The organism is Bacillus solimangrovi (assembly GCF_001742425.1).
Classification (GTDB): Bacteria; Bacillota; Bacilli; order Bacillales; family Bacillaceae_N; genus Bacillus_AV; species Bacillus_AV solimangrovi.
In genome coordinates, this window is sequence record NZ_MJEH01000030.1 from 1 (window position 1) to 23,247 (window position 23,247).

At 38.7% G+C, this 23,247-nt stretch carries 22 protein-coding genes, 2 pseudogenes and 2 riboswitches; of the genes and pseudogenes, 10 read left to right on the top strand and 14 right to left on the bottom strand.

Features of this window, described 5'->3' with window-relative positions; genetic code table 11:
• Positions 1 to 117: 117 nt before the first annotated feature.
• Positions 118 to 1,908 (bottom strand): L-lactate permease, encoded by a 1,791-nt coding sequence (locus BFG57_RS11185; protein WP_069717581.1) that lies wholly within the window; start codon positions 1,906 to 1,908, stop codon positions 118 to 120.
• A gap of 503 nt (positions 1,909 to 2,411) precedes the next feature.
• Here BFG57_RS11185 and BFG57_RS11190 point away from each other — a divergent pair.
• The 4 genes from BFG57_RS11190 to BFG57_RS11205 all read left to right on the top strand — a co-directional run bounded on the left by BFG57_RS11190 (position 2,412) and on the right by BFG57_RS11205 (position 6,359).
• Positions 2,412 to 3,137 (top strand): FadR/GntR family transcriptional regulator, encoded by a 726-nt coding sequence (locus BFG57_RS11190; protein ID WP_069717582.1) that lies wholly within the window; start codon positions 2,412 to 2,414, stop codon positions 3,135 to 3,137.
• Between the two features lie 339 nt (positions 3,138 to 3,476).
• On the top strand, positions 3,477 to 4,193 hold the full coding sequence (locus BFG57_RS11195; RefSeq protein WP_069717583.1) for a (Fe-S)-binding protein: 717 nt from the start codon (positions 3,477 to 3,479) through the stop codon (positions 4,191 to 4,193).
• Positions 4,194 to 4,212: 19 nt separating this feature from the next.
• Positions 4,213 to 5,643, top strand: coding sequence for a LutB/LldF family L-lactate oxidation iron-sulfur protein (locus BFG57_RS11200; RefSeq protein WP_069717584.1), 1,431 nt, complete (start codon positions 4,213 to 4,215; stop codon positions 5,641 to 5,643).
• On the top strand, positions 5,640 to 6,359 hold the full coding sequence (locus BFG57_RS11205; protein ID WP_069717585.1) for a LutC/YkgG family protein: 720 nt from the start codon (positions 5,640 to 5,642) through the stop codon (positions 6,357 to 6,359). The genes BFG57_RS11200 and BFG57_RS11205 overlap by 4 nt, the downstream gene beginning before the upstream one ends.
• Positions 6,360 to 6,451: 92 nt before the next feature.
• On the opposite strand, the gene BFG57_RS11210 is transcribed toward BFG57_RS11205, so the two are convergent.
• Entirely contained in the window at positions 6,452 to 6,673 is a 222-nt protein-coding gene (locus BFG57_RS11210; RefSeq protein WP_069717586.1) for a PspC domain-containing protein, read from the bottom strand.
• Between the two features lie 298 nt (positions 6,674 to 6,971).
• Complete coding sequence (locus tag BFG57_RS11215) at positions 6,972 to 7,217, bottom strand: hypothetical protein (RefSeq protein ID WP_069717587.1); 246 nt, start codon at positions 7,215 to 7,217, stop codon at positions 6,972 to 6,974.
• Positions 7,218 to 7,313: 96 nt separating this feature from the next.
• On the opposite strand from BFG57_RS11215, the pseudogene BFG57_RS19280 reads away from it, so the two are divergent.
• Positions 7,314 to 7,439: pseudogene (locus BFG57_RS19280) on the top strand (DinB family protein); the annotation flags it as partial.
• A gap of 160 nt (positions 7,440 to 7,599) precedes the next feature.
• Here BFG57_RS19280 and BFG57_RS11220 read toward each other — a convergent pair.
• The 7 genes from BFG57_RS11220 to mtnK form a co-directional block, all read right to left on the bottom strand.
• On the bottom strand, positions 7,600 to 7,974 hold the full coding sequence (locus tag BFG57_RS11220; protein ID WP_069717588.1) for a DUF6463 family protein: 375 nt from the start codon (positions 7,972 to 7,974) through the stop codon (positions 7,600 to 7,602).
• Positions 7,975 to 8,003: 29 nt separating this feature from the next.
• A complete protein-coding gene (locus tag BFG57_RS11225; protein WP_139125125.1) occupies positions 8,004 to 8,915 on the bottom strand; it encodes a DUF6597 domain-containing transcriptional factor in 912 nt (303 codons plus the stop codon).
• A 142-nt stretch (positions 8,916 to 9,057) separates the two neighbouring features.
• On the bottom strand, positions 9,058 to 10,026 hold the full coding sequence (locus tag BFG57_RS11230) for an ABC transporter permease (protein WP_425388509.1): 969 nt from the start codon (positions 10,024 to 10,026) through the stop codon (positions 9,058 to 9,060).
• Positions 10,027 to 10,072: 46 nt separating this feature from the next.
• Positions 10,073 to 11,653 carry a sugar ABC transporter ATP-binding protein gene (locus BFG57_RS11235; protein WP_139125126.1) on the bottom strand — a complete coding sequence of 527 codons (1,581 nt, stop codon included), beginning with the start codon at positions 11,651 to 11,653 and terminating at the stop codon, positions 10,073 to 10,075.
• Positions 11,587 to 12,723, bottom strand: a complete 1,137-nt coding sequence (locus tag BFG57_RS11240) for a sugar ABC transporter substrate-binding protein (RefSeq protein ID WP_069717591.1) — start codon at positions 12,721 to 12,723, stop codon at positions 11,587 to 11,589. Before BFG57_RS11240 ends, BFG57_RS11235 begins: the two co-directional genes overlap by 67 nt.
• A complete protein-coding gene (mtnA, locus tag BFG57_RS11245; protein ID WP_069717592.1) occupies positions 12,720 to 13,793 on the bottom strand; it encodes an S-methyl-5-thioribose-1-phosphate isomerase in 1,074 nt (357 codons plus the stop codon). The genes BFG57_RS11240 and mtnA overlap by 4 nt, the downstream gene beginning before the upstream one ends.
• A 15-nt stretch (positions 13,794 to 13,808) precedes the next feature.
• Entirely contained in the window at positions 13,809 to 14,984 is a 1,176-nt protein-coding gene (gene mtnK, locus BFG57_RS11250) for an S-methyl-5-thioribose kinase (protein ID WP_069717593.1), read from the bottom strand.
• Positions 14,985 to 15,069: 85 nt separating this feature from the next.
• Positions 15,070 to 15,219: riboswitch (SAM riboswitch) on the bottom strand.
• Between the two features lie 226 nt (positions 15,220 to 15,445).
• Positions 15,446 to 15,553, top strand: a riboswitch (SAM riboswitch).
• Positions 15,554 to 15,667: 114 nt separating this feature from the next.
• Between mtnK and mtnW the strand changes: the two genes are divergently transcribed.
• The 4 genes from mtnW to BFG57_RS11270 are packed head-to-tail and all read left to right on the top strand — an operon-like array spanning position 15,668 to position 18,747.
• Positions 15,668 to 16,912 carry a 2,3-diketo-5-methylthiopentyl-1-phosphate enolase gene (mtnW, locus tag BFG57_RS11255; protein WP_069717610.1) on the top strand — a complete coding sequence of 415 codons (1,245 nt, stop codon included), beginning with the start codon at positions 15,668 to 15,670 and terminating at the stop codon, positions 16,910 to 16,912.
• Positions 16,909 to 17,568: a 2-hydroxy-3-keto-5-methylthiopentenyl-1-phosphate phosphatase gene (locus BFG57_RS11260; RefSeq protein ID WP_069717594.1), complete on the top strand. Its 660-nt coding sequence runs from the start codon at positions 16,909 to 16,911 to the stop codon at positions 17,566 to 17,568. The genes mtnW and BFG57_RS11260 overlap by 4 nt, the downstream gene beginning before the upstream one ends.
• On the top strand, positions 17,565 to 18,188 hold the full coding sequence (locus BFG57_RS11265; RefSeq protein WP_069717595.1) for a methylthioribulose 1-phosphate dehydratase: 624 nt from the start codon (positions 17,565 to 17,567) through the stop codon (positions 18,186 to 18,188). Before BFG57_RS11260 ends, BFG57_RS11265 begins: the two co-directional genes overlap by 4 nt.
• 22 nt (positions 18,189 to 18,210) lie before the next feature.
• Positions 18,211 to 18,747, top strand: coding sequence for a cupin domain-containing protein (locus BFG57_RS11270; protein ID WP_069717596.1), 537 nt, complete (start codon positions 18,211 to 18,213; stop codon positions 18,745 to 18,747).
• A 169-nt stretch (positions 18,748 to 18,916) separates the two neighbouring features.
• On the opposite strand, the gene BFG57_RS11275 is transcribed toward BFG57_RS11270, so the two are convergent.
• Both BFG57_RS11275 and BFG57_RS11280 read right to left on the bottom strand, forming a co-directional pair.
• Positions 18,917 to 19,186, bottom strand: a complete 270-nt coding sequence (locus BFG57_RS11275) for a hypothetical protein (protein WP_425388508.1) — start codon at positions 19,184 to 19,186, stop codon at positions 18,917 to 18,919.
• Positions 19,187 to 19,257: 71 nt separating this feature from the next.
• Positions 19,258 to 19,962, bottom strand: a complete 705-nt coding sequence (locus tag BFG57_RS11280; RefSeq protein ID WP_069717598.1) for a class I SAM-dependent methyltransferase — start codon at positions 19,960 to 19,962, stop codon at positions 19,258 to 19,260.
• Positions 19,963 to 20,134: 172 nt separating this feature from the next.
• Between BFG57_RS11280 and BFG57_RS18640 the strand changes: the two genes are divergently transcribed.
• Positions 20,135 to 20,386: a hypothetical protein gene (locus BFG57_RS18640; RefSeq protein WP_139125127.1), complete on the top strand. Its 252-nt coding sequence runs from the start codon at positions 20,135 to 20,137 to the stop codon at positions 20,384 to 20,386.
• 615 nt (positions 20,387 to 21,001) lie between these two features.
• On the opposite strand, the gene BFG57_RS19635 is transcribed toward BFG57_RS18640, so the two are convergent.
• Both BFG57_RS19635 and BFG57_RS19640 read right to left on the bottom strand, forming a co-directional pair.
• Positions 21,002 to 21,976, bottom strand: coding sequence for a methyl-accepting chemotaxis protein (locus BFG57_RS19635; RefSeq protein WP_425388510.1), 975 nt, complete (start codon positions 21,974 to 21,976; stop codon positions 21,002 to 21,004).
• Positions 21,971 to 23,104 (bottom strand): annotated as a pseudogene (locus BFG57_RS19640) (cache domain-containing protein); the annotation flags it as partial. The gene BFG57_RS19635 and the pseudogene BFG57_RS19640, both read right to left, overlap by 6 nt.
• Positions 23,105 to 23,247: the final 143 nt, after the last annotated feature.

The window sequence follows — 23,247 nt, forward strand, 5'->3', positions numbered from 1 at the left end:
ATTTATCAACTAAAATCTATTTCAAATCACGGACATAAAAATAGTTTGTAGAGAAACGGAAGGTTTCTCTACAAACTGAGAACAACCAAAATTGGTTGTTCTTTTAATAGGAAGATTTTAAGCACTTTGATTATTGCTTACGGTAGTTGGTAACGTATGTTTTCCCTTATAGGTTGCCATATAAAGGATAAAGCCGATAACGATCGCAGCATATAAACCAAACCATAATCCACTATAAATGATGCCCATTCCGAGTGCTCCTGCTGCAAAGATATAATATGTCATTGGAACGAGTGCTTTACGAATTAAGTTGCCTTCCTTGCCGACAAGGCCGACTGTAGCAGAAGCAGCGACTACGTTATGCACACATATCATATTACCAGCTGCTCCACCAATTGCTTGAAGTGAAACGACAAGACCAGCACTTGTAGCACTAAGTCCTATGCTTTCAGCTGTTCCGAATTGGAAGAGAGAGAACATCATGTTGCTAAATGTGTTTGAACCAGCGATGAAGGCACCCATTGCGCCAATTGTCGGTGCAAATAATGGCCAAATTGGTCCAACGAGTTGTGACACACCTTCAGCTAGAACGAGTGGCATGCTTGCCAGTTCTTCTGTTCCTGTATTTAAGAAGATCTTAATCATCGGAACTGCGAAGAGCAATGCTCCTGCTGCACTTAGGACAGTACGGAATGTAGCGGACCAAGCGCGCACATATTCTTCTGATTTCATGCGATGCATAAAGAAGGTGAGAACAGATACGACAAGGAAAATGAAACCTGGTAAATATAACGGCTGTGATGAAGCACCTATACCAGAGCCGAATACGTTATCGATTTGTATTGTAACTGCTGGATGTTTCAGTAGTGCTGTCACTTCAGGAACGATTCGCGTCAAAACGAGTAAACCAGCAACGAACACATACGGCATCCATGCCTTAAGTAAAGAAATGTGTCGCCCCTCTGTTACTTCACGAACGGGTTCATTATTAAGTTTACCGATCCATTCTTCCTCCCATTTATTGCGATCAGGGAAATCGAAGACTTCATCATCATTTGGTGTAAGGAAGCCAGCTTTAGCGGCTGGTACGACAATCGCAAGTCCAATTAATGCACCGATTAATGATGGGAATTCTGGTCCAAGGAACTTCCCAATTAAGAAATAAGGAACAGTGAAACTAATACCTGCAAATAGTGCAAACTTCCAAACTTTCAAACCTTCACGGAATGAACGAGATTCCCCAAAGAAACGTGTAATCATTGCCACCATGAATAAAGGAATGAGTGAGCCAACAATTGCATGAAGCATGGCAACGTTTGCACCGATTTCATGTAAATATGTCGCATACGGGACATCACCAATTGCCGATAAAACTTTATCTTGATTAGATAATCCACCATTAACACCGACAACAATTGGTGTGCCGATCGCTCCGAATGAAACAGGTGTACTTTGAATAATTAATGCCGCAAGTACTGCTGCCATTGCAGGGAAACCAATTGCGACGAGAAGTGGTGCAGCAATTGCCGCAGGTGTACCGAACCCAGCAGCACCTTCGATGAATGCTCCGAATAACCATGCAATGATAATTGCTTGAATACGTCGGTCAGGTGAGACGTTAATAAATCCTTGGCGAATCGTTGAAATCGCACCGCTCTCCTTCAACGTGTTCAGTAGCAAGACTGCTCCAAAAACGATGAAGAGAACATTAAGCGCAGTTACGAGACCATTAACAGCAGCACCAGCAATGACATTTAGTTTCGTGCCCCATGCAAACATTGCCGTTAATCCAGTGACGATAAGTGCAACTGGCATGGCACGTGAAGCAGGCCATTGTAAAATAACGAGGAAAAAGAAAATTGCAGCAATTGGCAGTAGTGCCAATAAAGAAAGAACACCGATACTCATATATTACATACCCCCAAAGTTTTTCTGCGGATAATAGTTAGAATTATTAGAAAATTAATAGTGTATAAGTTCGTCTAATAAACTAATCCGCTTGACTGAAAACGTTTGCCACCCCCATGGCAACCATCAGACAGTTAATCTGGTCATCAGATGAGTTAATGATAATGTAAGCGGAATCATTTTTCAATCATTTTTTTGAAAAATGTTCATATTTTTCTATTTACAAGACAAAAATGGTATTTTATCTCTAATGTTGAACGTTAAAAATTATAATGATGTGAACGATCACTCACAAATGTACAGGGATTTTCGTTTATGCTAAGATTAAGGGGAACTTGTCTTGATAAAGATAATAGTCTTAAAAATTCAGACGTACTTAATGCAAAAATCATTTAAATTATCTATAAAAGTGAAATTTAGATACATACGTTTTGTTAAAGATAAGTATATGTAGATTTTGTTATTTTACTAGAATGTGATGAAAGGGTAATGGGGTGAGTGTGATGCAATATAAACGAATTCGTACGCGAAAGATATATGAAGAAGTTGCAGAAGCTTTGCTTGAAACGATTAAATCAGGTGAATTGAAACCTGGTGATAAGCTAGAAAGTGTGCAGCAACTTGCGGAGAATTTTCAAGTTGGCCGCTCAGCAATACGTGAAGCACTTAGTGCATTACGTGCAATGGGATTAGTGGAAATGCGTCAGGGTGAAGGGACTTACGTTCGTCAATTTGATTCTGAAATGTTAACGCTACCAATTCATGCTGCAGTGTTAATGAAAAAGCAGGACATCGAGAATTTGTTGGAAGTACGTAAAATTCTTGAAGTAGGTGCTGTTGAGGTTGCTTGTGAGCGTCGTACTGAGCAGGACTTGCAAGCAATGAGGTCTGCACTTGAAGAAATGGCACGAGCGGGTAAGAATGAAGAGTTAGGTGAGAAGGCAGATCTAGCTTTCCATATTGCAATTGCAAAAGCATCACGTAACGACTTATTAACAAGTTTAATGAATAACGTGTCCGAGATGATGGTGACAACGATGCGTGAGACACGTAAGTTGTGGTTATATTCTAAACAAGAGACATTAGAACGTTTATATCAGGAGCATCAAGACATTTATAACGCGATTGAAGCTCAAGATGGCAAGTTAGCACAACAATATATGTTGAATCATCTTTTAAATGTTGAAGGTGTGTTAATGAAGTATGTGAAGGACGTTAATGAATCGTAAAATCATTTTTTTATTGGTAAGAAATGCTGTTCAAGCTAGTGCTTGAGCGGTTTTTTTATTGAATTAAATGATTAGATTTGAGGTTTGATTGATATAGTGAGAGGGAAATAAAAAGTTAATCATCAGATAACCTGTTGACTAATTTTATAAATAGCATTAAATTGGTAGAAAGATTGCTGAGTGACCAGATTAAAGGTAAAAAAACGTTTCACACTCATAGATATTAAGATAAAGATGCTATTGGCTAAGGGGATTGAAGAATGTTCTTTGTTTTTCAAAGTTAGCAAATGAAAACGATATCATAAATGGCTGTGATCGATGAGGAAAGTGGGGAGAAGAATGAAAGTTTCATTGTTTGTGACATGTTTGATCGACATGTTTCAAGGGGATGTAGGTAAAGATACGGTTGAATTGTTAGAGCATTTAGGCTGTGAAGTTGATTTTCCTGAAAAGCAAACGTGCTGTGGACAACCAGCATATAACAGTGGGTATGTTACAGAGGCAAAAGAATCAATGAAGCATATGATTGAAGTATTTGAGAATTGTGAATATGTCGTTACACCATCAGGTTCATGTGCAACGATGTTTCGTGACTATCCACATGTCTTCGAAGGAGATTCTGTATGGGAGGAACGAGCGAAGAAATTAGCAGATAAGACATATGAACTAACGCAATTTATCGTTGATGTATTAGGAATTGAAGATGTTGGTGCAAAATTAGATGCAACCGCTACTTATCATACGTCTTGTCATATGACTAGATTGTTAGGTGTAGTAGATGCACCTATGAAGTTGTTACATAACGTGAAAGGGTTAAATGTTACACCGCTTCCTAATCGTCATGATTGCTGTGGATTTGGGGGAACGTTCTCCGTTAAGATGACACCGATTTCTGAACAGATGGTAGATGAGAAGGTTCAGCACGTAGAAGAAACTCAGGCTAATATTTTAGTAGGTGCAGATTGTGGCTGTTTGATGAATATCGGTGGACGAATTGAACGTACAGGCAAACCGATTAAAGTAATGCATATTGCATCTGTATTGAATAGTCGTTAACGGAGAGGGGGAGAAAAGCATGGCAATGAAGATCGGAAACACGGATTTCAAGGATCGTGTACAGAATGGAATTGGTAATGATTTTATGCGTGGAGCGGTTTCCGCAGCACAAGGTCGCCTTCGTAATGGGCGTTTAAATGCAGCCGAAGAGCTTGGCAGTTGGGAAGAATGGCGTAAGCTTGGTGAGGAGATCCGCAAACACACGTTAGAGAACCTTGATTATTATTTGGAGCAACTAAGTGAGAATGTTGCAGCACGTGGTGGGCACGTTTTCTTTGCAGAAACAGCAGAAGAAGCGAACGAATACATTAAGGACGTTGTGAAGAAAAAGGATGGCAAGAAGGTCGTCAAATCAAAGTCAATGGTGACAGAAGAAATTAGTATGAACGAGGCGTTAGAACAATTAGGCTGTGACGTCGTTGAATCGGACCTCGGTGAATGGATTTTACAGGTAGATGACCACGATCCACCTTCACATATCGTAGCACCGGCATTACACAAAAACAAAGAACAGATTCGTGATGTGTTTCGTGATAAGCTTGGTTACGATAAAACTGAAAAACCAGAGGAATTGGCGTTGTTTGCACGTGAACAGCTTCGAGAACAGTTTTTACAAGCAGATATTGGCATTACAGGCTGTAACTTTGCGATTGCGGATTCAGGAACAATTTCACTCGTTACGAATGAAGGAAATGCACGTATGGTGACAACTGTTCCGAAGACACAAATTACAGTCATGGGAATGGAGCGGATCGTACCAACATGGGAAGAGATGGAAGTGTTAGTTAGTCTATTAACACGTGCGGCAGTAGGGCAAAAACTAACGAGTTACATCACGGCATTAACAGGACCAAAACAAGAAGGTGATGTTGATGGTCCTGAAGAATTCCATCTTGTTATCGTCGATAATGGACGTTCAAAAATTCTCGGAACTCAATTCCAAGAAGCGTTACACTGTATTCGTTGTGCAGCATGTATCAATGTTTGTCCTGTGTACCGTCATGTAGGTGGTCATTCGTACGGATCGATCTATCCAGGTCCAATTGGTGCAGTTATTTCACCGCTATTAGGTGGTTATGATGAATATAAAGAATTACCGTATGCGTCAAGCTTATGTGCAGCATGTACAGAAGCGTGTCCAGTAGGGATTCCTTTACATGACTTACTACTTAAACACCGTCAAAACATTGTTGAAAATGAAGGACGTGCACCAAAGTTTGAGAACTTATCAATGAAAGCATTCCGAATGGGAACAGCAAATCCAACGATGTATAACGTTGGAACGAAGTTAGCGCCAACGATGATGAAGCCATTTGTGAAGGATGACAAAATTACGAATGGTCCAGGACTGCTGAAAAACTGGACATCAATTCGTGATTTCCCTGCACCGAATAAAGAACGTTTTCGAGATTGGTATAAAAACCGTGAGAAAGGTGGTGTGCGTTCATGACAAAAGGAACAATTCAAAATCGAAAAAGTTTCTTAAGGAACATTACTAAAACACTCGGACGTGAACAACGCACATATGTTGAACGCCCAACGTGGAAGCATCAACCACAGCATCACGTGTTTAAAGGGTACTCTCAAGATGAACTAGTACAAGCGTTGAAAGAACAATGTAACTATATTCATACTGATTTTGTGCAAACGAATAAAGCGGGTGTTAAACAAGCGATTTCTGATGTAATAAGTCATTACGGAGGCAAATCGGTCGTAACGTCCGATGATGTACGCTTTGAAGAAATTGGTTTGTGCGATTACTTATCAACAACACTTCCGAACGAAGAGATAGACGTACATGTTTGGGACAAAAATGGAGGCAAGGAAAACCTTGGTATTTCAGCCAAAGCTGATGTAGGAATCACGTTCAGCGATGCAACATTAGCTGAATCAGGTACAGTTGTCCTCTTTAGTGACAATGGGAAAGGGCGTTCTGTCAGTCTCTTACCAGCAACGTATATTGCACTCGTGCCTAAGAGCACGATCGTTCCGCGTATGACACAAGTTGCGCAAGCTGTTCGCGAGCAAGTAATACGTGGTGAAGTGGTCGCTTCATGTGTGAACTTTATCTCAGGTCCAAGTAATAGTGCGGACATCGAAATGAACTTAATCGTCGGTGTACATGGCCCGATAAAAGCAACGTATATCGTAATTGATGATATGTAAATAAAGGTGAAAGAGGAATGTGCTGAGGTGTGCACATTCCTTTTTGCTTATCCTATTTTCATAAATTATGTGAATATGATTGTATTGATGTTTTAATGGTTAGATAAATCAGAAGGGTCGTCTTGCATCGCTATATTAAAAATGAAATATATTAATAGATTAGCAGGTAGGAAAATAAATATAAGTCTTACAAAAAATGAAGATATGTTGAAATACTCAGCTATGCCCCCACAAACCCCAAATAAAGCCTTATCTGATGAAGACCTTCTTAATTTATTTTTCAATTTAAGTTCTCCTTTCGTAAATTGAATCATGTTTATAGAACAATCCTGTGTAGTTGATTAACATATATCTATGTTCTAACATAAGCTCCCTATTACCTATTTATGTGTGTAAATTCACAATATTTAAAGGGATATGCTGTTTAAAAGGGAAAGCAATTAATAGATTTGATTTAACACAATTTTAAAATGAATAGGGTGTAATTATTGAAAGGATTATCTCAATATAACTAGATGGTTAAAGAAGAATGGTATTAATGGTGTAAAGGGTTAAGTGAAGAAGGACGATCACTTATAAGAAACCCCAGTGAGCATGAATGTCACTAGGGTTTTAGGAACAACATATAACGGCTTTATCGATATCGCTTTCCTTAATCAAGATGTTGCCTTCATCATCTACTTTGTAGTCAATGTTAGCGTTGTTAAGTCTTTCAATGGCTGACTCTTTGGTTTCTTGAGTGCTAGTAGAATCGTCAATCCATATGTTGAAGTCATCTTGTTGAGAATTAGTTGTGTTACATCCCTCTAAAATAATAACGAGGCTTACCAAAAGCGAGAACATTCGTTTAATTTCCACTCACCTCCACCAAACAATTAAACACGTATCTTATAGAATGGGATCTATAATGCTAGATGCATTACTTCGATATACACACGATGCTTTCCTTTCTATTGGGGTAAAGTTATGAGGCATATCATTGCACATGAAATCTATCATATGTGGCAATTATGAGTCTGGACAAGAGAATTAGGCAAAGTACCTGTATCTGCAAACCCGATTAGACGCGGACTCATCTAGAAGTAACATGAATAGTAATGAAGTAGTTTTCGTTAAACGAATAAAAGCTGGAATGAACGGGAAAAAACAGTAATCATGCTTAGACAGTCTAAATCGTCTAAGCATGATTACTGAAACATCTATCTTTACAATGTTATTAGAAAAATAAGTGTTGTGTCTATCAATGAGGCAGTGCTCGTTTTGGATGGGCTAATATAATGATCAAAGCCTGTGGTATAAATAACCAAAATCCAGATATAGGGGAAATTAGTACTCCAAAAAGTGAGATAATCAGAAAATACCAGCCGATGAAACGTGGAACAGGCATGTTTATTTCTTTTAGATATATGTGGAGAAAATGTCCAATCATAATCCAAAAGACACCACATAGTATAAACCATATTACTGCATTACGGTCATGCTGAGTTACTACTGTATTGAACAGACCTTCCTTGATAATCTCCCCTAATATTGTCCATCCAATAATGAGTCCTACAATAGTGTGTATTATTCCTGTTGCAATTAGAAATACACCGCTCAGTTTCCAAAGTTTCATTCTCCATCCCTCCAAAAATATAGGTTCTATTACATGTTAGGTGATGGAGTTATTACAGTATTGTAAAAATACGACATAAAGTTTTTGGATAGGAGAGAGAGCGGGTTCGTACCAGAAAGTTGTTTGAAAATATTAATAAAATGAGCTTGGTCATAGTAGCCATTTTCCAGAATAATAGTTAGATATTCATGCTCCTTAAGTAAACATATAGTTCGAGAAGTATTTTCAAACATCGAGATTTTTTGGAAGTATTTTGGGCTAACTCCAACTAAGTCATTGAAAATTCTTTGTAGTTGTCTTTGGCTAATACCAACTTCATTACAGATATGTGGGATTGTTTTTTTACTATTTGATTGCATCAGTTGATTGATAGCGTAAGATTGAATCGCTTGATGAGTAGTATTTTTATAATAGCTTTTTAAAAGTAGCAATAGATAATGTTCGATAATATCAATCCGATGTTGAGTTGTAGAAGCTTCATGTATTTTATATTGTAATTCATCGCCTAGTTGTCCCCATACTTCTGAAATGTTACATATATGGTCAGTAAATTCTCCTATTTGTTCTTTGCAAAATTGATGAAATGTACCAGGTAAAAAACGAATAGCAATCAGTCCAATTTGTCCAGTCGCACATAAGTCCATATAAGTTTTTTGTACACCTACAATATGAGCTAGAGGAAGCTTCGATGAATTATTATTATGATCAGTGCAAATAAAAGGAGATTGATAGTAAAAAACTACCTCTATATTTGTACTAGGTAAAATTCTAGGTAACTCAGTTAATGAGTTTTCATCGGATTCCCATATCCAATAACAATCGATAAATTCTCTCAAACATTTTGAAGGAGGTATGAATGAAATGTTCAGTTCTCTCATCCTCTCATTATGAATTTTTGGAATTTTCAATGATAATAATGATCTAATTTTATCACGTTTCAATTGAGGGATGTAGAGAAACTCATACTGATGAAAGTTTCACTTTATCAATACAACTAATCAACAAACTAGTACAAAAATGAAAAAGGTTCATTTCTAAAATAAGCACCTTCTGCTATAGAGCATTAGGTGCTTGTTGTCTACTTTATGAAAACTTCCCTTTCCGAATGTACGTGAATGCTAACGCACCGACGAGAATGGTTCCTTTTATAATATCTTGGGCATAGTAGGGAACGTTCATCATTGTAAAACCATTTAGTAAAATCCCAATTAAGATAGCACCAATAAACGTACCGAATACATTTGGTTTGCCAGCTCCAAATACAGAATATCCGATTAAGGCTGCGGCAACACCATCCATGAGTAGCGGTGCACCAGCAGATACTTGCCCAGTTCCAATTCGTGATGCGAGAACGATTCCTGCGATCGCTGCGAACAATCCGCTTAACACGTAAGCGTAAACGCGATATCGTTCAACTCGAACACCTGATAGACGTGCCGCTTCCTTATTTCCACCTGTAATGTAGAGCAAGCGACCGAATGTCGTATAGGACAGGATAAGGTGTACGATTATGACTGCACCGATCATTAAGATAGCAGGGAAGGGAATCGAGAATAGTTCACCTTGTCCGATGAATAAGAAAGAAGGAATGAACTTCCCTGGAGCAGTAGAGCCATCTTGCATTGGCATATTGTTATAGATTGAGAAACCCTTCGTCATCGTTAGTTGAATACCGTTTACGATATACATGACAGATAACGTCCCTAGTAGATCAGGGATTTTAATCTTAACGACGACAAATGCATTCAATAACCCAACGAGCAATCCTAATAAGAGTGGAACGAGAATTGCGATCAGCAGCTCTTGTCTAAACCAAACGAGCATCATTGCACTTGCAATCGTTGCAAGACTTGCGGTTGAACCCACTGATAAGTCGAACCCATCCACAATTAACGTGAAGGTAACACCGATTGCGAGTAGTGTAACGATAGAAATGGAACGTAAAATATCAGCAAAGTTTTCATAGGATAAAAACCGTTCATTTACGATGCTGAAAAAAATGATTATGAGACCAATTGCGAGCAACGTACCATATTTGACGAGAAAATGTATGAGATTATCGGTCACACGATTTGGTCGTTGAAGTTGTTCGTAAGCTTCAACTGATTGTTTCATCTATAACCCCTCCAGATGCAGCCTGCATAAGTGATGTGTGTGTCGCTTCGCCACGAGCGAATGATGTGATTAGTTCACCATGATGTAAAACGAGAATTCGATCGGCAATTTCAAGTAATTCTTCAAATTCACTCGTGAAATAGAGAATGCCTTTACCTTCATTCGCGAGTTCGTGAACGAGCTTGAAGACGTCTTTTTTAGCGCCAATATCGATGCCTTTTGTCGGTTCATCAAATAGGTAAACTTCACTTGTTTCATTCAACCATTTCCCAATCGAAACCTTTTGTTGGTTACCACCACTAAGGTAACGGAGTTGTGTTGTAGAGTTAGGTGTTTTTATTTTTAAACGATTGATTTGTTTTTCAGAAAATTGTTCTTCCTTAGTCCGATTGACAATGAACTGACTTGTGAAAGTTTGTAATGAAGGAAGTGTTAAGTTTTCACGTACAGATGAATCAACTAAGATGCCTTCTTTTCTTCGTTCTTCAGGTATGAGACATAGGCCAGCTTTGATCGCTTCATAAGACGATGAAATTGAAACTTTCTTACCTCGAACGGTACATGAAGGGCTACTAGTAGGTGTAGATCCAAATAATGTACGAGCAATTTCTGTCTTACCTGCACCAAGTAGTCCTGCTATTCCAACAATTTCACCTTCATTTACGGTTAAGTTAATCGTTGTACCTGTTTGTGGAATGAAAAGGTCATTTACTTCGAATAAAGGTGTTGAAGACGTTTCACGGCGTATTGGCTTAATCAGTTGTGTGATCTGATTACCTAACATATGGTGGATGATGTCTCCTAGTTCAATATTGTCTGTTTGTTCGGTCACGATCACGTTACCATCTCGTAAAATAGTGAGCCGATCAGTGATTTGCTTAATTTCAGAAAGGTGATGTGAAATGTAAATGATACTTACACCAGTTTCTTTAAGCTGATTAATGACGTGAAAGAGCTTTTGTCGTTCTTGTTCACTAAGTGGAGCAGTTGGCTCATCTAAAATAAGATAGTGAGCTTGTTGGGCAACGGCTCTGGCAATAAGAATCATTTGTTTTTCAGACAATGTGCATTCTGAGATTTCCTTCGTCACATCAATCTCAACATTAATTGCAGCAAGCATTTCACGTGCTCGTTTCTTTCTCGCTGACCAAGAATTGAAGGTGAAGCGCCTCTGATTTACATAGTCATCAAGAATGAGATTTTCGGTAACAGATAGTGTAGGAATAAGTGCTGTATCGACCTCTTGCACGACAATGCCAATTCCAGCTTTTTTAGCAGAATGAGGGTCGTGAATGTCAACTAGCTCACCATTGATAGAAATGTCACCACGATCTTTCACATAATCACCTGAAAGGATCTTCATTAATGTGCTCTTTCCAGCTCCGTTCACGCCCAATAGAGCGTGAACTTCACCAGATTGAACAGAGAAGGAAATATCGTTTAGAACGGTATTTCCTGCAAACGATTTTGAAATATGTCTCATTTCTAACATGTGAATCACTCTTTCACTTGTTGTTCGAGTTGTTCCATCCAAGCGGAAGTGGCAGCGTTCGATTCGCCCCAACCATCGATGTAGTCACCAATTTCATCCATTGAAATGTTTTGCTTAGGAAGATCAGTTTGTTTCACGAGATATGGATCAAGTGAAAAAATCTGAGGTGTTGGTTCGCCTGCAATTTTTTGATAGAGGAAGCGGACTTGGATTTTACCAACTTCGGCTGGATCTGTTGCAGCTGAAGCTTTCCAAGCGCTATTTTCCTTTTGAATTATTTGTAAGTCTTCATCACTTAAGTCAATTCCATAGACGCTAATTTCATCACGTCCCGCTTGTTCGATTGCTCGAACAGCACCTTTAGCAAATTCATCCCATGGTGCGAAAACGGCATCGATTTCACCTTTCGGATATTGCTTCAAAATTGCTTCCATTTGTGTTTGAGTATCGAGTGCAGTATTGGCACTTGCGGTCCCGAAGCGTGCAATTTCTTGAATGGCTGGATAACGTGTTTTGAACGCTTCATAAATGACATTGCGTCGTTCCATTGGTGTAAATCCACCAACCCAAATGTAGACGATGTTACCTTCACCATCGATATCTTGAGCAAGTGTTTTCAGTGAATCCCAAGCAAGGCTATAATCATCTTGGTCAATTTTCGTTACGCCTGGAAGATCAATATCGTTATCAAATACAACGACAGGAATACCAGCTTCAATTGCTTTCTTTACACCAGCTTCGAGTGCATCTGCACGTCCGTGATCAATAAGAATGCCATCTACGCCTTGGTTAACCGCTGTATCTAAGTGTGTTGCCATTTGAGCGAGATCATTGTTTGAGTTATAGATTTGTACCTCGCCACCGAATTTCTCCACTTGTTCTTTCACGCCTGCGACGTATTGGGAAGAAAACGTACCAATTGACATTTGCATAATCGCAGCAATCTTTAACGGTTTATTTACTGCTTCTGGAATCGTTGCTGTGCTGGTATTTTTGTTTGTATCTTCATTTATGACATCTACTTGTTCAGTTGGTTCATCAGCAGGTTGACTACTAACGGCGTCTTGTTCATTTGTGCAACCAATTAAAAAGATATTAAGTGCTAGTAATAAGATGAATAGTTTAGAAAGATTCTTTTTCATTTTGTTTGTGCTCCTTTAGTATTCTCGAATAAGTTGTGTAGTTCAGCTTCAAAGTTGTCATGTATAATGCCTTTTTCAGTAATAATTGCACTGATTAGGTGATGTGGTGTGATGTCAAATGCCGGATTGAATACTTGGGTTCCATCAGGTGCAACAGCTTTGTCATGCCAATGTGTGACTTCACGTGCCTGTCTTTCTTCAATTGGAATTTCATCACCTGAGCGAATTTGTAAGTCGATTGTTGACAGAGGTGCTGCCACATAGAACGGAATGTTCAAGGCTTTGGCGATAAGTGCTAACCCAAATGTTCCGATTTTGTTTGCGGTATCTCCATTTGCTGCGATACGGTCAGCACCAACGATAATCGCATTGATGTTTTTCGTTTTGATCGTGTGGGCAACCATATTGTCAGTAATCAACGTTACATCGATGCCAGCTTGCTGTAATTCCCAAGTCGTAAGTCGAGCACCTTGTAGGACAGGTCTTGTCTCAGATGCGAAAATTTGATAATGAACACCACGTTCCTTCGCAATATAAAAAGGGGCAAGTGCCGTTCCATATTTGGCGGTTGCGATACCACCTGCATTACAGTGTGTTAAGATTCGATCCCCATCGTTAAATAACAAGAATGCGTGTTCACCGATACTTCGACAAACGTGTTCATCTTCTCGTTGAATCTCATGTGCTTTCTTCAACAAAGCTGATTTTGCTTCAGTGATGTCATTGTGTGCTTGCAGTATGCTAACGAGTCGTTCAAGTGCCCACGTAAGATTAACCGCAGTTGGTCGTGCACTTGTGAGAAAATGCTGTTGTTGATGGACATAGTGCTTGAATTCATCAAAATTATCGCCAACAAATTGCTCGGCTGCTAATGCGAGTCCGTAAGCAGCGGTGATGCCAATGGCAGGTGCACCGCGAACGGTTAACGAGTGAATTGCTTCCCATACTTGTTCACTCGTTTGAAGTGTGACAAAGTTTGTTTCAAGTGGTAGCATCCGTTGATCTAATAGGATAAGCTTGCCATCATGCCACTGAACAGATTGAATCGGTTTTGTAGATGTATTTGTCATATGGTGCACCTCCTTTTAGTACAATGTAATTTGTCTTGGTGATGTCAGTTTGCTTCGTTGGAAGATTAGTTCCTTACCGAGTGATAGAGCATGGCGTTTTGAGCTTAATAGTTCCGAATATTCAGTGATTTCATCCAAGTCTGCGACATGTGCAAGCCCAATTGTGCGTCGAATGATTTCACAGCCAGCAAATCCGATTGCATCTTCAAATGTTTCTGTAAGGACATGTTCCACATAACCGTCTACTTGCGTATACTTTTCTTGACCTTGCGTTTTCCAAAGTTCTGTAAATGTCTCGCTGAAATGCTCCCAAGTATCAGTGATTAGTTGTAGTAGCTGTCGCTGCTGTTCTTGTTGTTTCGTAATTGCATTTAAAAGGATGTTGGCGATAAACTGACCGATATCAAATCCAAGAGGTCCGTAAAAAGCAAATTCAGGGTCAATGACTTTCGTGTCGGTTTCGGTGACAAAGATACTCCCTGTGTGCAAGTCGCCATGAACGAGTGCATCACTACGAGTTAAGAATAACTTTTTCAATTTTGCGACTTCTAATTTTAAGAGAAGATCGTCCCAAATGTTTGCAACATCCTCACGTAGTTCTTCTTCAAAATCATTTGTATCATGATCGAAGAACGGGTCTGTGAAAACGAGGTCTTCAGTGATTTTACACAGGTCAGGGTTAATAAATTGCTTTACACGTTGTTTCTTCGTTTCAGCATCTAAGTAAAAGTCGGACGTGAAAAATAACGTTTTTGCAATGAATTCCCCGATATGTTTGCCAAGGTTGGGGTAATGTTCACCATCAATTAGTTTGCCTCTTAATATATCAAATTGTGATAAGTCCTCCATGATCGTGATCGCATACGTTGTATCTGAATAATAAACTTTTGGAACGAAATCAGGTGTTAGTTCACCTTGAATCCTTAACGCTTGATATTCGATGCTTGCTCTGTTTAAAGAAAGTGGCCAGCTTTCCCCAACAACTTTTGCATAAGGAAGTGCTTGTTTCACAATTAATGATTGTTGTGAACGTTCGTCTATAACACGAAATACATAATTCAAATTCCCATCGCCAATTTCTTCACAAGTGAGTGCGCCATCAGATGGTAGCAATCTCAACTGTTGGACGAGCTGAATGACTTTTTGTTCTGTTAACGGTTCGTACTTATCAATACGCTCTGCTGTTGTCATATTTAATCCCTCCACATAAAAATTTCAAACAAATAAAAAACCTCTTTCCGACAGAAAGAGGATTGAATGCACATATGCTTCACTCCTCTTATCTTTCAGAAAGCAACTGCTTTCTGGTGGATGTAGCACCGTGCCTTAACGTTAATGGCGCATATAGCGCCCCATATCACAATGGTATTTCGGCCGGTTGCTGGGCTTCGTAGGGCCAATTCCCTCCGCCAACTCATGATAAGAGCTTGCAACGTTTATGAAGTTTTGTTTTTGCTTGAGACTAATACTAAATTCGTTAGGCTAGTCTTGTCAAGAATATTTTTAGAATTTTTATTTTTTTATGAGGTAAGCTTCTGGATTATCAGATCTAGTGAAAAGGATAATTTTAAAATAAGGATTGACAATTTGAAAATTCACTGGCATAATCCAAATTAAATTTCTGAAAAGTGCTAACAAACAAATATCGATAAATCTTATCAAGAGCAGGTGGAGGGAACAAGCCCTACGAAGCCCGGCAACCGACTTCAATTACGAAGCACGGTGCTAAGTCTTGCAGTCATTCGGCTGAGAGATAAGAATGTTTGAATGAATTTCAACCTCTTTCTCAGCGTAGATAGAGGTTTTTTTGCGTATATATGCTTAAGGGTATTAAAGAGAACGAGAAGCAAAAGTCGATTAGGAAGGGTGAGAATATGAGTAATATCATTGCAACATATTTGGTTCATGATGAAGGTTTTAATCTGGAAAAAAAGGCTGAAGGGATTGCACTTGGATTAACCGTTGGATCATGGACGACGTTACCGACTGTAGAACAAGAACAATTAAGAAAGCATAAAGGCGAAGTCATCAGTGTAGAAAAATTACCGAATGATGATGTAACGGATGCATTTTTAAGTAAGAAAGGCCAACGAGGCATTATCAAAATCGCCTATCCGTCTGTAAATTTCACATTTGATTTACCAGCAATCCTTACGACTGTATTTGGAAAACTATCACTTGATGGTGCGATTAAGTTACTAGATTTGGGATTTTCGGAAGAATTATACAAGTCATTCCCTGGTCCAGCCTTTGGTGTGCAAGGAATTCGAGATCTAACAGGTGTACACGAACGACCGTTGTTAATGAGCATTTTTAAAGGTGTGATTGGAAAGGATGCAGCAGAACTACGAGAACAAATTAAAGATCAATCACTCGGTGGTATTGATATCGTCAAAGATGATGAAATTCTCTTTGAGAACCCACTTACATCTATCGAAGAACGTATTCCTGCATGTGTACAAGGATTAGAAGAAGCGTATCAACGTACAGGGAAACGAACGTTATACGCTGTGAATTTGACGGGACGAACGTTCGATTTGAAAGAACAGGCAAAAAGAGCAGTTTCTCTAGGTGCAGATTTACTGTTATTTAACGTATTTGCATATGGATTAGATGTGTTACAAGCATTAAGAGAAGACCCTAATATTCACGTTCCGATTATGGCACATCCTGCGGTAAGTGGCGCGTATACATCATCACCATTGTACGGAATTTCGACAAAATTATTGCTTGGGAAATTATTGCGTTATGTAGGTGCAGATCTTGTGCTCTATCCATCGCCTTATGGCAGTGTTGCACTTGAGCGAGGGCAAGCATTGGCAGTAGCAGAAAATCTTACAACAGATTCGATCCCGTTCAAACCTGCTTTGCCAGTGCCTTCAGCAGGTATTCATCCAGGTCTTGTACCACTTCTGTACCGAGACTTTGGTTTAGATTGTGTCATTAATGCAGGAGGAGGTATATTTGGCCATAAAGCAGGGGTGATTGCTGGAGGTAAGGCATTTCGACAAGCGATTGATGCTGTTGTTGATGGCATTTCGTTACAAGAAGCAATAAAGAGCGCACCTGAATTGAAGCAAGCAATTGAACAGTGGGGCAGTAGTGAGGTGAAGGCATGAGTAAGAAAATGATTTTTTGTGATTTCGATGGCACGATTACACTAAATGACAACATTATCGCATTGATGAAACAGTTTGCTCCACCTGAATGGGAAGCGATTAAGGATGCTGTACTTGAACAACGCATTTCGATTCAAGAGGGGGTAAGTCAGATGTTTGCACTTATCACTAGTTCAAAACGTGCTGAGCTAACTGACTATCTTGTGACCCAAGCTGAACTACGTCCGGGTTTCCTTGAATTTGTACAGTTTGCGAAGGAGCATGATTATGAGCTAAAGGTACTTAGTGGAGGTATAGGATTTTTCGTTTATCCCCTATTAGAAGGAATTATTCCAAGAGAAGATATTTACTGCAACGAGGCAGATTTCTCACAAGAAACGATCAACATTTTATGGCCGTATTCGTGTGATGAACAGTGTCAGAACGGGTGTGGCTGTTGTAAAACGTCCCTGATTCGTAAGCTAGCACCGTCTGATGCATATAAAATTGTCATCGGTGATTCAGTTACAGATTTAGAGCAAGCGAAATTAGCAGATTACGTGTTTGCTTGTGATTATTTATTAGAGAAATGTGAGCAATTATCGATTCGACATGAATCATTTGAAACGTTCTATGACGTAATGAATGGCTTACGTGAGATAGAGGTGAGGGTATGAGTGCTTATGAAACAGAATGGGAACAGCTTGCAGATGTGAAGGATGAGCTTGCCAAACGAGATTGGTTTTTCGGTACGAGTGGAAACTTATCGATTAAGGTGAGCGATGCTCCGCTCCATTTTCTAGTCACAGCTAGTGGCAAGGATAAACGAAAGCGGACAAACGAAGACTTTCTCTTAGTTGATAAACGTGGAAATCCAGTAGAAGAAACACACCTTAGGCCATCAGCGGAAACGTTGCTTCATTGTCATATTTATCAAGAAACAGAAGCAGGATGTAGCCTACATGTGCATACAATTGATAACAATGTTATTTCTGAATTGTATGGTGATATTGGTGAAGTGTCATTTACAGGGCAAGAAATTATTAAAGCATGTGGGATGTGGGAAGAGGATGCAAAGCTTAATATTCCAATTATTAAAAATCATGCCGACATCCCAACATTAGCAGAAGAGTTGGCGCAACACGTGAAAGCTGACGCTGGTGCTGTACTCATTCGTAATCATGGCATAACAGTGTGGGGAAGAACAGCTTTTGAAGCGAAGAAGTATTTAGAAGCTTGTGAGTTCATGTTCAGTTGGCATGTAAAGCTATTAACATTAACACAACCAATTTCGTAATAATAAAGAGGAGGAACGAAGAATGGCAATTGTTAAAGTGAGAAATACAGGTGAAGTAATTTCAGGGGAAGAGAATGTGAAGCAATTTTTCGATCAGTTTGACGTTTTATATGAGCATTGGGATGTAGAGAAGCTATCAGAAGATTTGCGTGGAAATTGTAAGATTAATGATTCACAAAAGGAAGAAGTGTTACAAGTTTTTGATACAGACATTCGTTCTCTTGCCGAGCGAAGAGGGTATAAAAATTGGGATGTTGTCGTCTTAAATGATCAAACTCCTGACTTAGAAGCAATCTTAAAAAAGTTTGAAAAAGTGCACACTCATACAGAAGATGAAGTACGTGCCATTACAGCAGGCAGCGGTACATTTATCATTAAAGGAGATGAACAAACAGGTTATTTTGATGTGGATCTAACAGCAGGTGATGTTATCTCTGTTCCTGAAAATACACCACATTTCTTCACGTTATCAGATGAACGTCAAGTTGTCGCAGTTCGCTTATTTATCGATCAGACAGGGTGGGTTGCACATCCGTATGAAGAAGTTGAGCAACGTTAAATAAGTAGAAAAAACAGGCATCGTAGGATTCCTGTTTTTTCACTTTTATTATTGAATTTCTTAACAGAAGCTTCGATTTTGGAATAGATAGAAGTGGGAATCAAATGTCAGATCGTTTCAACTAACCTGTAAGTCGAGCATGGGAAAGTTGAATGATGCCGTGTTACTTTTACCAGAATAGAAGCCCTGCAATTGCGATACCTGCAATTGCGCCAAGTGCAAGTGCACCAAAACAGCGGCCACCGTAACATCCATAACCACCATAGCCACCGTAATAGCCATAACCGTATCCGCCTAGGCCTCGTCTCGGTCGATCAAGGTAGACGTAACGACGGTCTACATTTCGAATTCTTCCAGTGTGTACACGACCTGATTTATCGGTGATGTGTACCATACGACCACGGTATTGCCTACACGTTTCATAATGTCTGCATGCCAATGTTTTCCCCTCCTCGATAAATGTTTTCACCATAGTGTATGAAGAGGAGAGTTAAAGAGATTGTACGCTTGTCACGATTTTGAGGACTTTTTAGAACGATATAGATATCCTACAATCTTGTTGTTCGATTTTTCGACTAAATTTTGATGATGATTTAATAACTGTATATGTTCAGCAGGAATGTTTTCACTTGGTGATAATTGTGTAAAACCTTTATTAGGAGGCACAGGTGAGGCAACGATACTAGAAAAACCTGCGTTCGTTAAGGCATCGACCCATTCAGTTTTAGAATAGAGCTCGTTTATATGATAGAAACTTTTGTAATCTCTAATGATGTCGTTGTCAGCTTCAGAGTTTGTCATTTCAATAGCTAGTAATGTACCACCTGGTTTAAGGACACGATAATATTCGCTTAACGTTTCTGAAGTATTTGTAAAACTAGCGGTACTTTCTGATAAGACAAGATCAAAAGTTTCGTCTGAGAAAGGCATCTTTTCAACACTACCATTCACGAGGTTAATCGATGAAAGCTCTTTAGGAAGTAGTGATTTTGCCCTTTCAAGCATATGTTTATGGTTATCTAATGCATAAATTTCGCAGTCAAAGTTATCTGCCATCCATGCACTCGTTTCACACAGCCCACAACCTGCATCTAAAATAACAGACTGTTCATCGATTTGTTCATTTTTAAGGCATTGCTTTGAGAAATCAATTCCTCCAGGATGTGCACTGTGCACACCGAAACTTGCAAGCATGTCGATATAAGAATGTGTCATGATGTACGTCTCTCCTTAATTGTAAAAATATCAGTTTCTTTACCTTATGCAAAAGGTGGAGAGATGGTCTTACTAGGTTATAAAAATATCGGAATGAATTGACGTTAAGGTAGAGGAGTTTGATGGTATATGTTAAAATTTTCTATATGACTAGTAGTTGGGGTGGGGATTATTGAATACATTAATGATAATTATTCTATTGTGGCAAATGGTATTAGGCGTGTCTGTCATCTCAGGTGTCATTGGTATCTTAACAAAGTCATGGATATACATGTTGATTAGTTTTATCACTTCTCTGCCTGTCTCATTTATTTTCCTCGGTTCAAGCAGTCTAACGATAATAGTTAAGTTTATACCGTTATTATTACTTCTTCTCACAATCGTATTTTGGAAAGAAAAGAGGAGACGAGCTTGCCATACATAATTTGTAGCCTAATTCGTCTCAAATAGAGTTTGAATATGTTCTAAATTGATTGTTTTATAGGTTGAACATCATATACAAAATCGTTGAGACGAAACGCAGAGGTTAGAGCATCCTCTGCGTTTTGTCGATTTTTTTGAAGTGCTTCTCAACTAACACTTTCCTGATTAATAACTGGGAAATTCTCAGCCTACTTGACTGTTCTGACTCGATACTTAATCAAAGTAATTACATTTAATAGAATTGTAACGATGAGAAGAATGGCTGAGACCTTCATCACAAATTCCATTGTATCCATAAGAGCACCAAAATCCTGAACATTACTATTAAACTTGTTAATAATTATGAGTAAAACAGATATACAAGTATGGATACTTCATAATACTACTCGTGAGGACCTTGAAAACAAAAAGTTAATTATTGTAAATAAAGAAGGGAATGAGTTTTGAAATTATCTTTATTTAAAAATAAAATGGCGCACACCTAAAAAAGCTAGGTTACGCCATAGTTTTAAACTAATATCATATCAATTAGGAATAAAAAAGCATTTCTGAATGAACAGAAACGCTTCAAAGGATACTTTTAGTTAAAAAAACTTAAAGTGTAGCCACGTTAACTTTACTCATGCTCAGTATCATTTTCTTGTTCGAGTTTAAATGTGGAAACGGATTTTTGTAATTGTTCGGTTAGCTTGCGTAGGTTCGTTGAAATGTTGTTCACTTTCTCAACTGTATTTTGCTGTTCAACGGATGTGCCCATCACTTCTTCAACGCCAGCTGTAGTCGTTTGACTAACGCTAGTTATCCGTTCAATGGAATCTAGTATTTCTTTGCTACTTTCGGTTAGTTTGTCACTTTCAAGAGCAATGTGATCAATGTCAGTTGATAATTCTTTGACAAAATCGCTGATGCGTACAAAGCTCTCTTCACTCTTATGAACGAGCTTGGCTCCGTCATCAATTGACGATTGATTTTCTTCAATATAGGCTAAGCTTTTCTTCGAATCAGCTTGAATTTCTTGAATTAACGTTGAGACACTGTCGACTGCTTCACTACTTTGTTGGGCGAGCTTCTTCACTTCTTGAGCTACAACTGCAAATCCACGTCCATGTTCACCAGCTTGTGCTGCTTCAATGGATGCATTTAGTGAAAGTAAGTTTGTTTGTTCAGAGATATCGTGAATCAACTGTGTGATGTCACTAATTTGATGTAAGCGTGTATCGAGTGACTTCATCAGATGTGAAGATTCATTGCTCTGTTTAACAATGGTTTGCATGCTACCACGTATTTCTTCCATTGCATGACGCCCATGTTCGGATGCTTCCATCGTTTTTCTTGAGTGATCAGAAATCGTTGTTAGATTTTCGTTCATCGTATTGATCGATGATACATTATCATTCACATGATTTGACATATTCACGAGGTCAGTACTTAATAACTCTGAGCCTGAAGATACTTCATCCATTGCACTTGTAATCACTGTTGAAACATTTGCAGAGGTTTCAGCTTGGTCTTGAAGAATGTGTGCATCTTTTTTCGCATCTTCTGTTAAGTGATTGATGCTTGTAGCAATTGTCCGTAAGCTATCAATCATTTTATTGACGGATTTTAGTAGTGAACCAATTTCGTCCTTCGATTTCACTGTCATTGTTTGTGTTAAATCGCCACTAGCAACTGATTCCATAAAGAGGGACAGCTTCTGAATTGGACGGATAAAGTATTGAGCCATCATCCAGCTAATAAATACTGTCAATCCGATCAGGATGAGGATAACGAGCCCTTGAATAGACGTCATCGTTTGAAGCATGGCATCGTTTTTTTCGTTCGCACTGTTAATTTGTTTACTCATATTTTGTGAAATTGTAGTTGAGAATGATTGGATTTCTTCAACAGGTATGACTGATAAAATTGACCAGTTTGATTGTTCATCTGTAATCGGTAAGTAGCTTACTTGTTCAATGTCTAAAATGACTTTGCCATCATCTGTTGTGTCCTTGTAGTAAGGCAATGTTGAAACAGGTTGATGAATTAGTGTTTGATCAGGATGATTAATAATTGTACCTGCGCCATCTAGTAAAATAATATATCCTGTTTGTCCAACTTTCACGTCTGATACGTAACGTTGGATGTTCTCTAATGAGAGATGTGTACCGATAACACCAGTTGTTTCGTTATCGATTACAATTGGGGTGCTAACTGTCACGTACGGATTGTCACCATTCTCTATGACGTTTGATATGTAAAATTTGTTCTCAGTTAAGGAACGTGCATGAATGTACCAATCTTGGTCTTGAATGTTGTCATTGAGTAGGTCATTTGAATTGGTAGAATAATTGATGCGGTTAGTATGTACGAAGACAGAATTCATCGTTGGATCATGTTTGACATATTGTGAAAAGAGCGTCTGTATTTCGTCAATGTTCCCGTTTGTGGCGGATGTTAGCTCTTTAAGAATGGTCAAATTGGATTTTGCAGAATCGAATAATTGATCGAGTTGTTCAATCGTTCGTTTCCCGTCTAAGTGGATCATCGTACCTGCGTAATGCCCTGAAAATCCGCTAACATCTCGCTTAACATTCTCTGATAACGTGTCTGTCATTGTATTAACATTCTCAGAAAAATTATGTATGGATAAGTATGAGAAGAGCGAACATGCAAGGATGATAAATACGGAAATGCTTACAACCCCACTAATTAGTTTGGTTTTTAACTTCACAGCCATCCCTCCTACGTTCTTACCACAATTATACTATACTACCAAATATACCAATAGTAATGAATTGAAGGAATATAAGAATAGTTCGTGACAATTGGAGAAGTGATAAGGAGAAAGAAAACGCTACTTCAAAACGTAGAAGTAGCGTT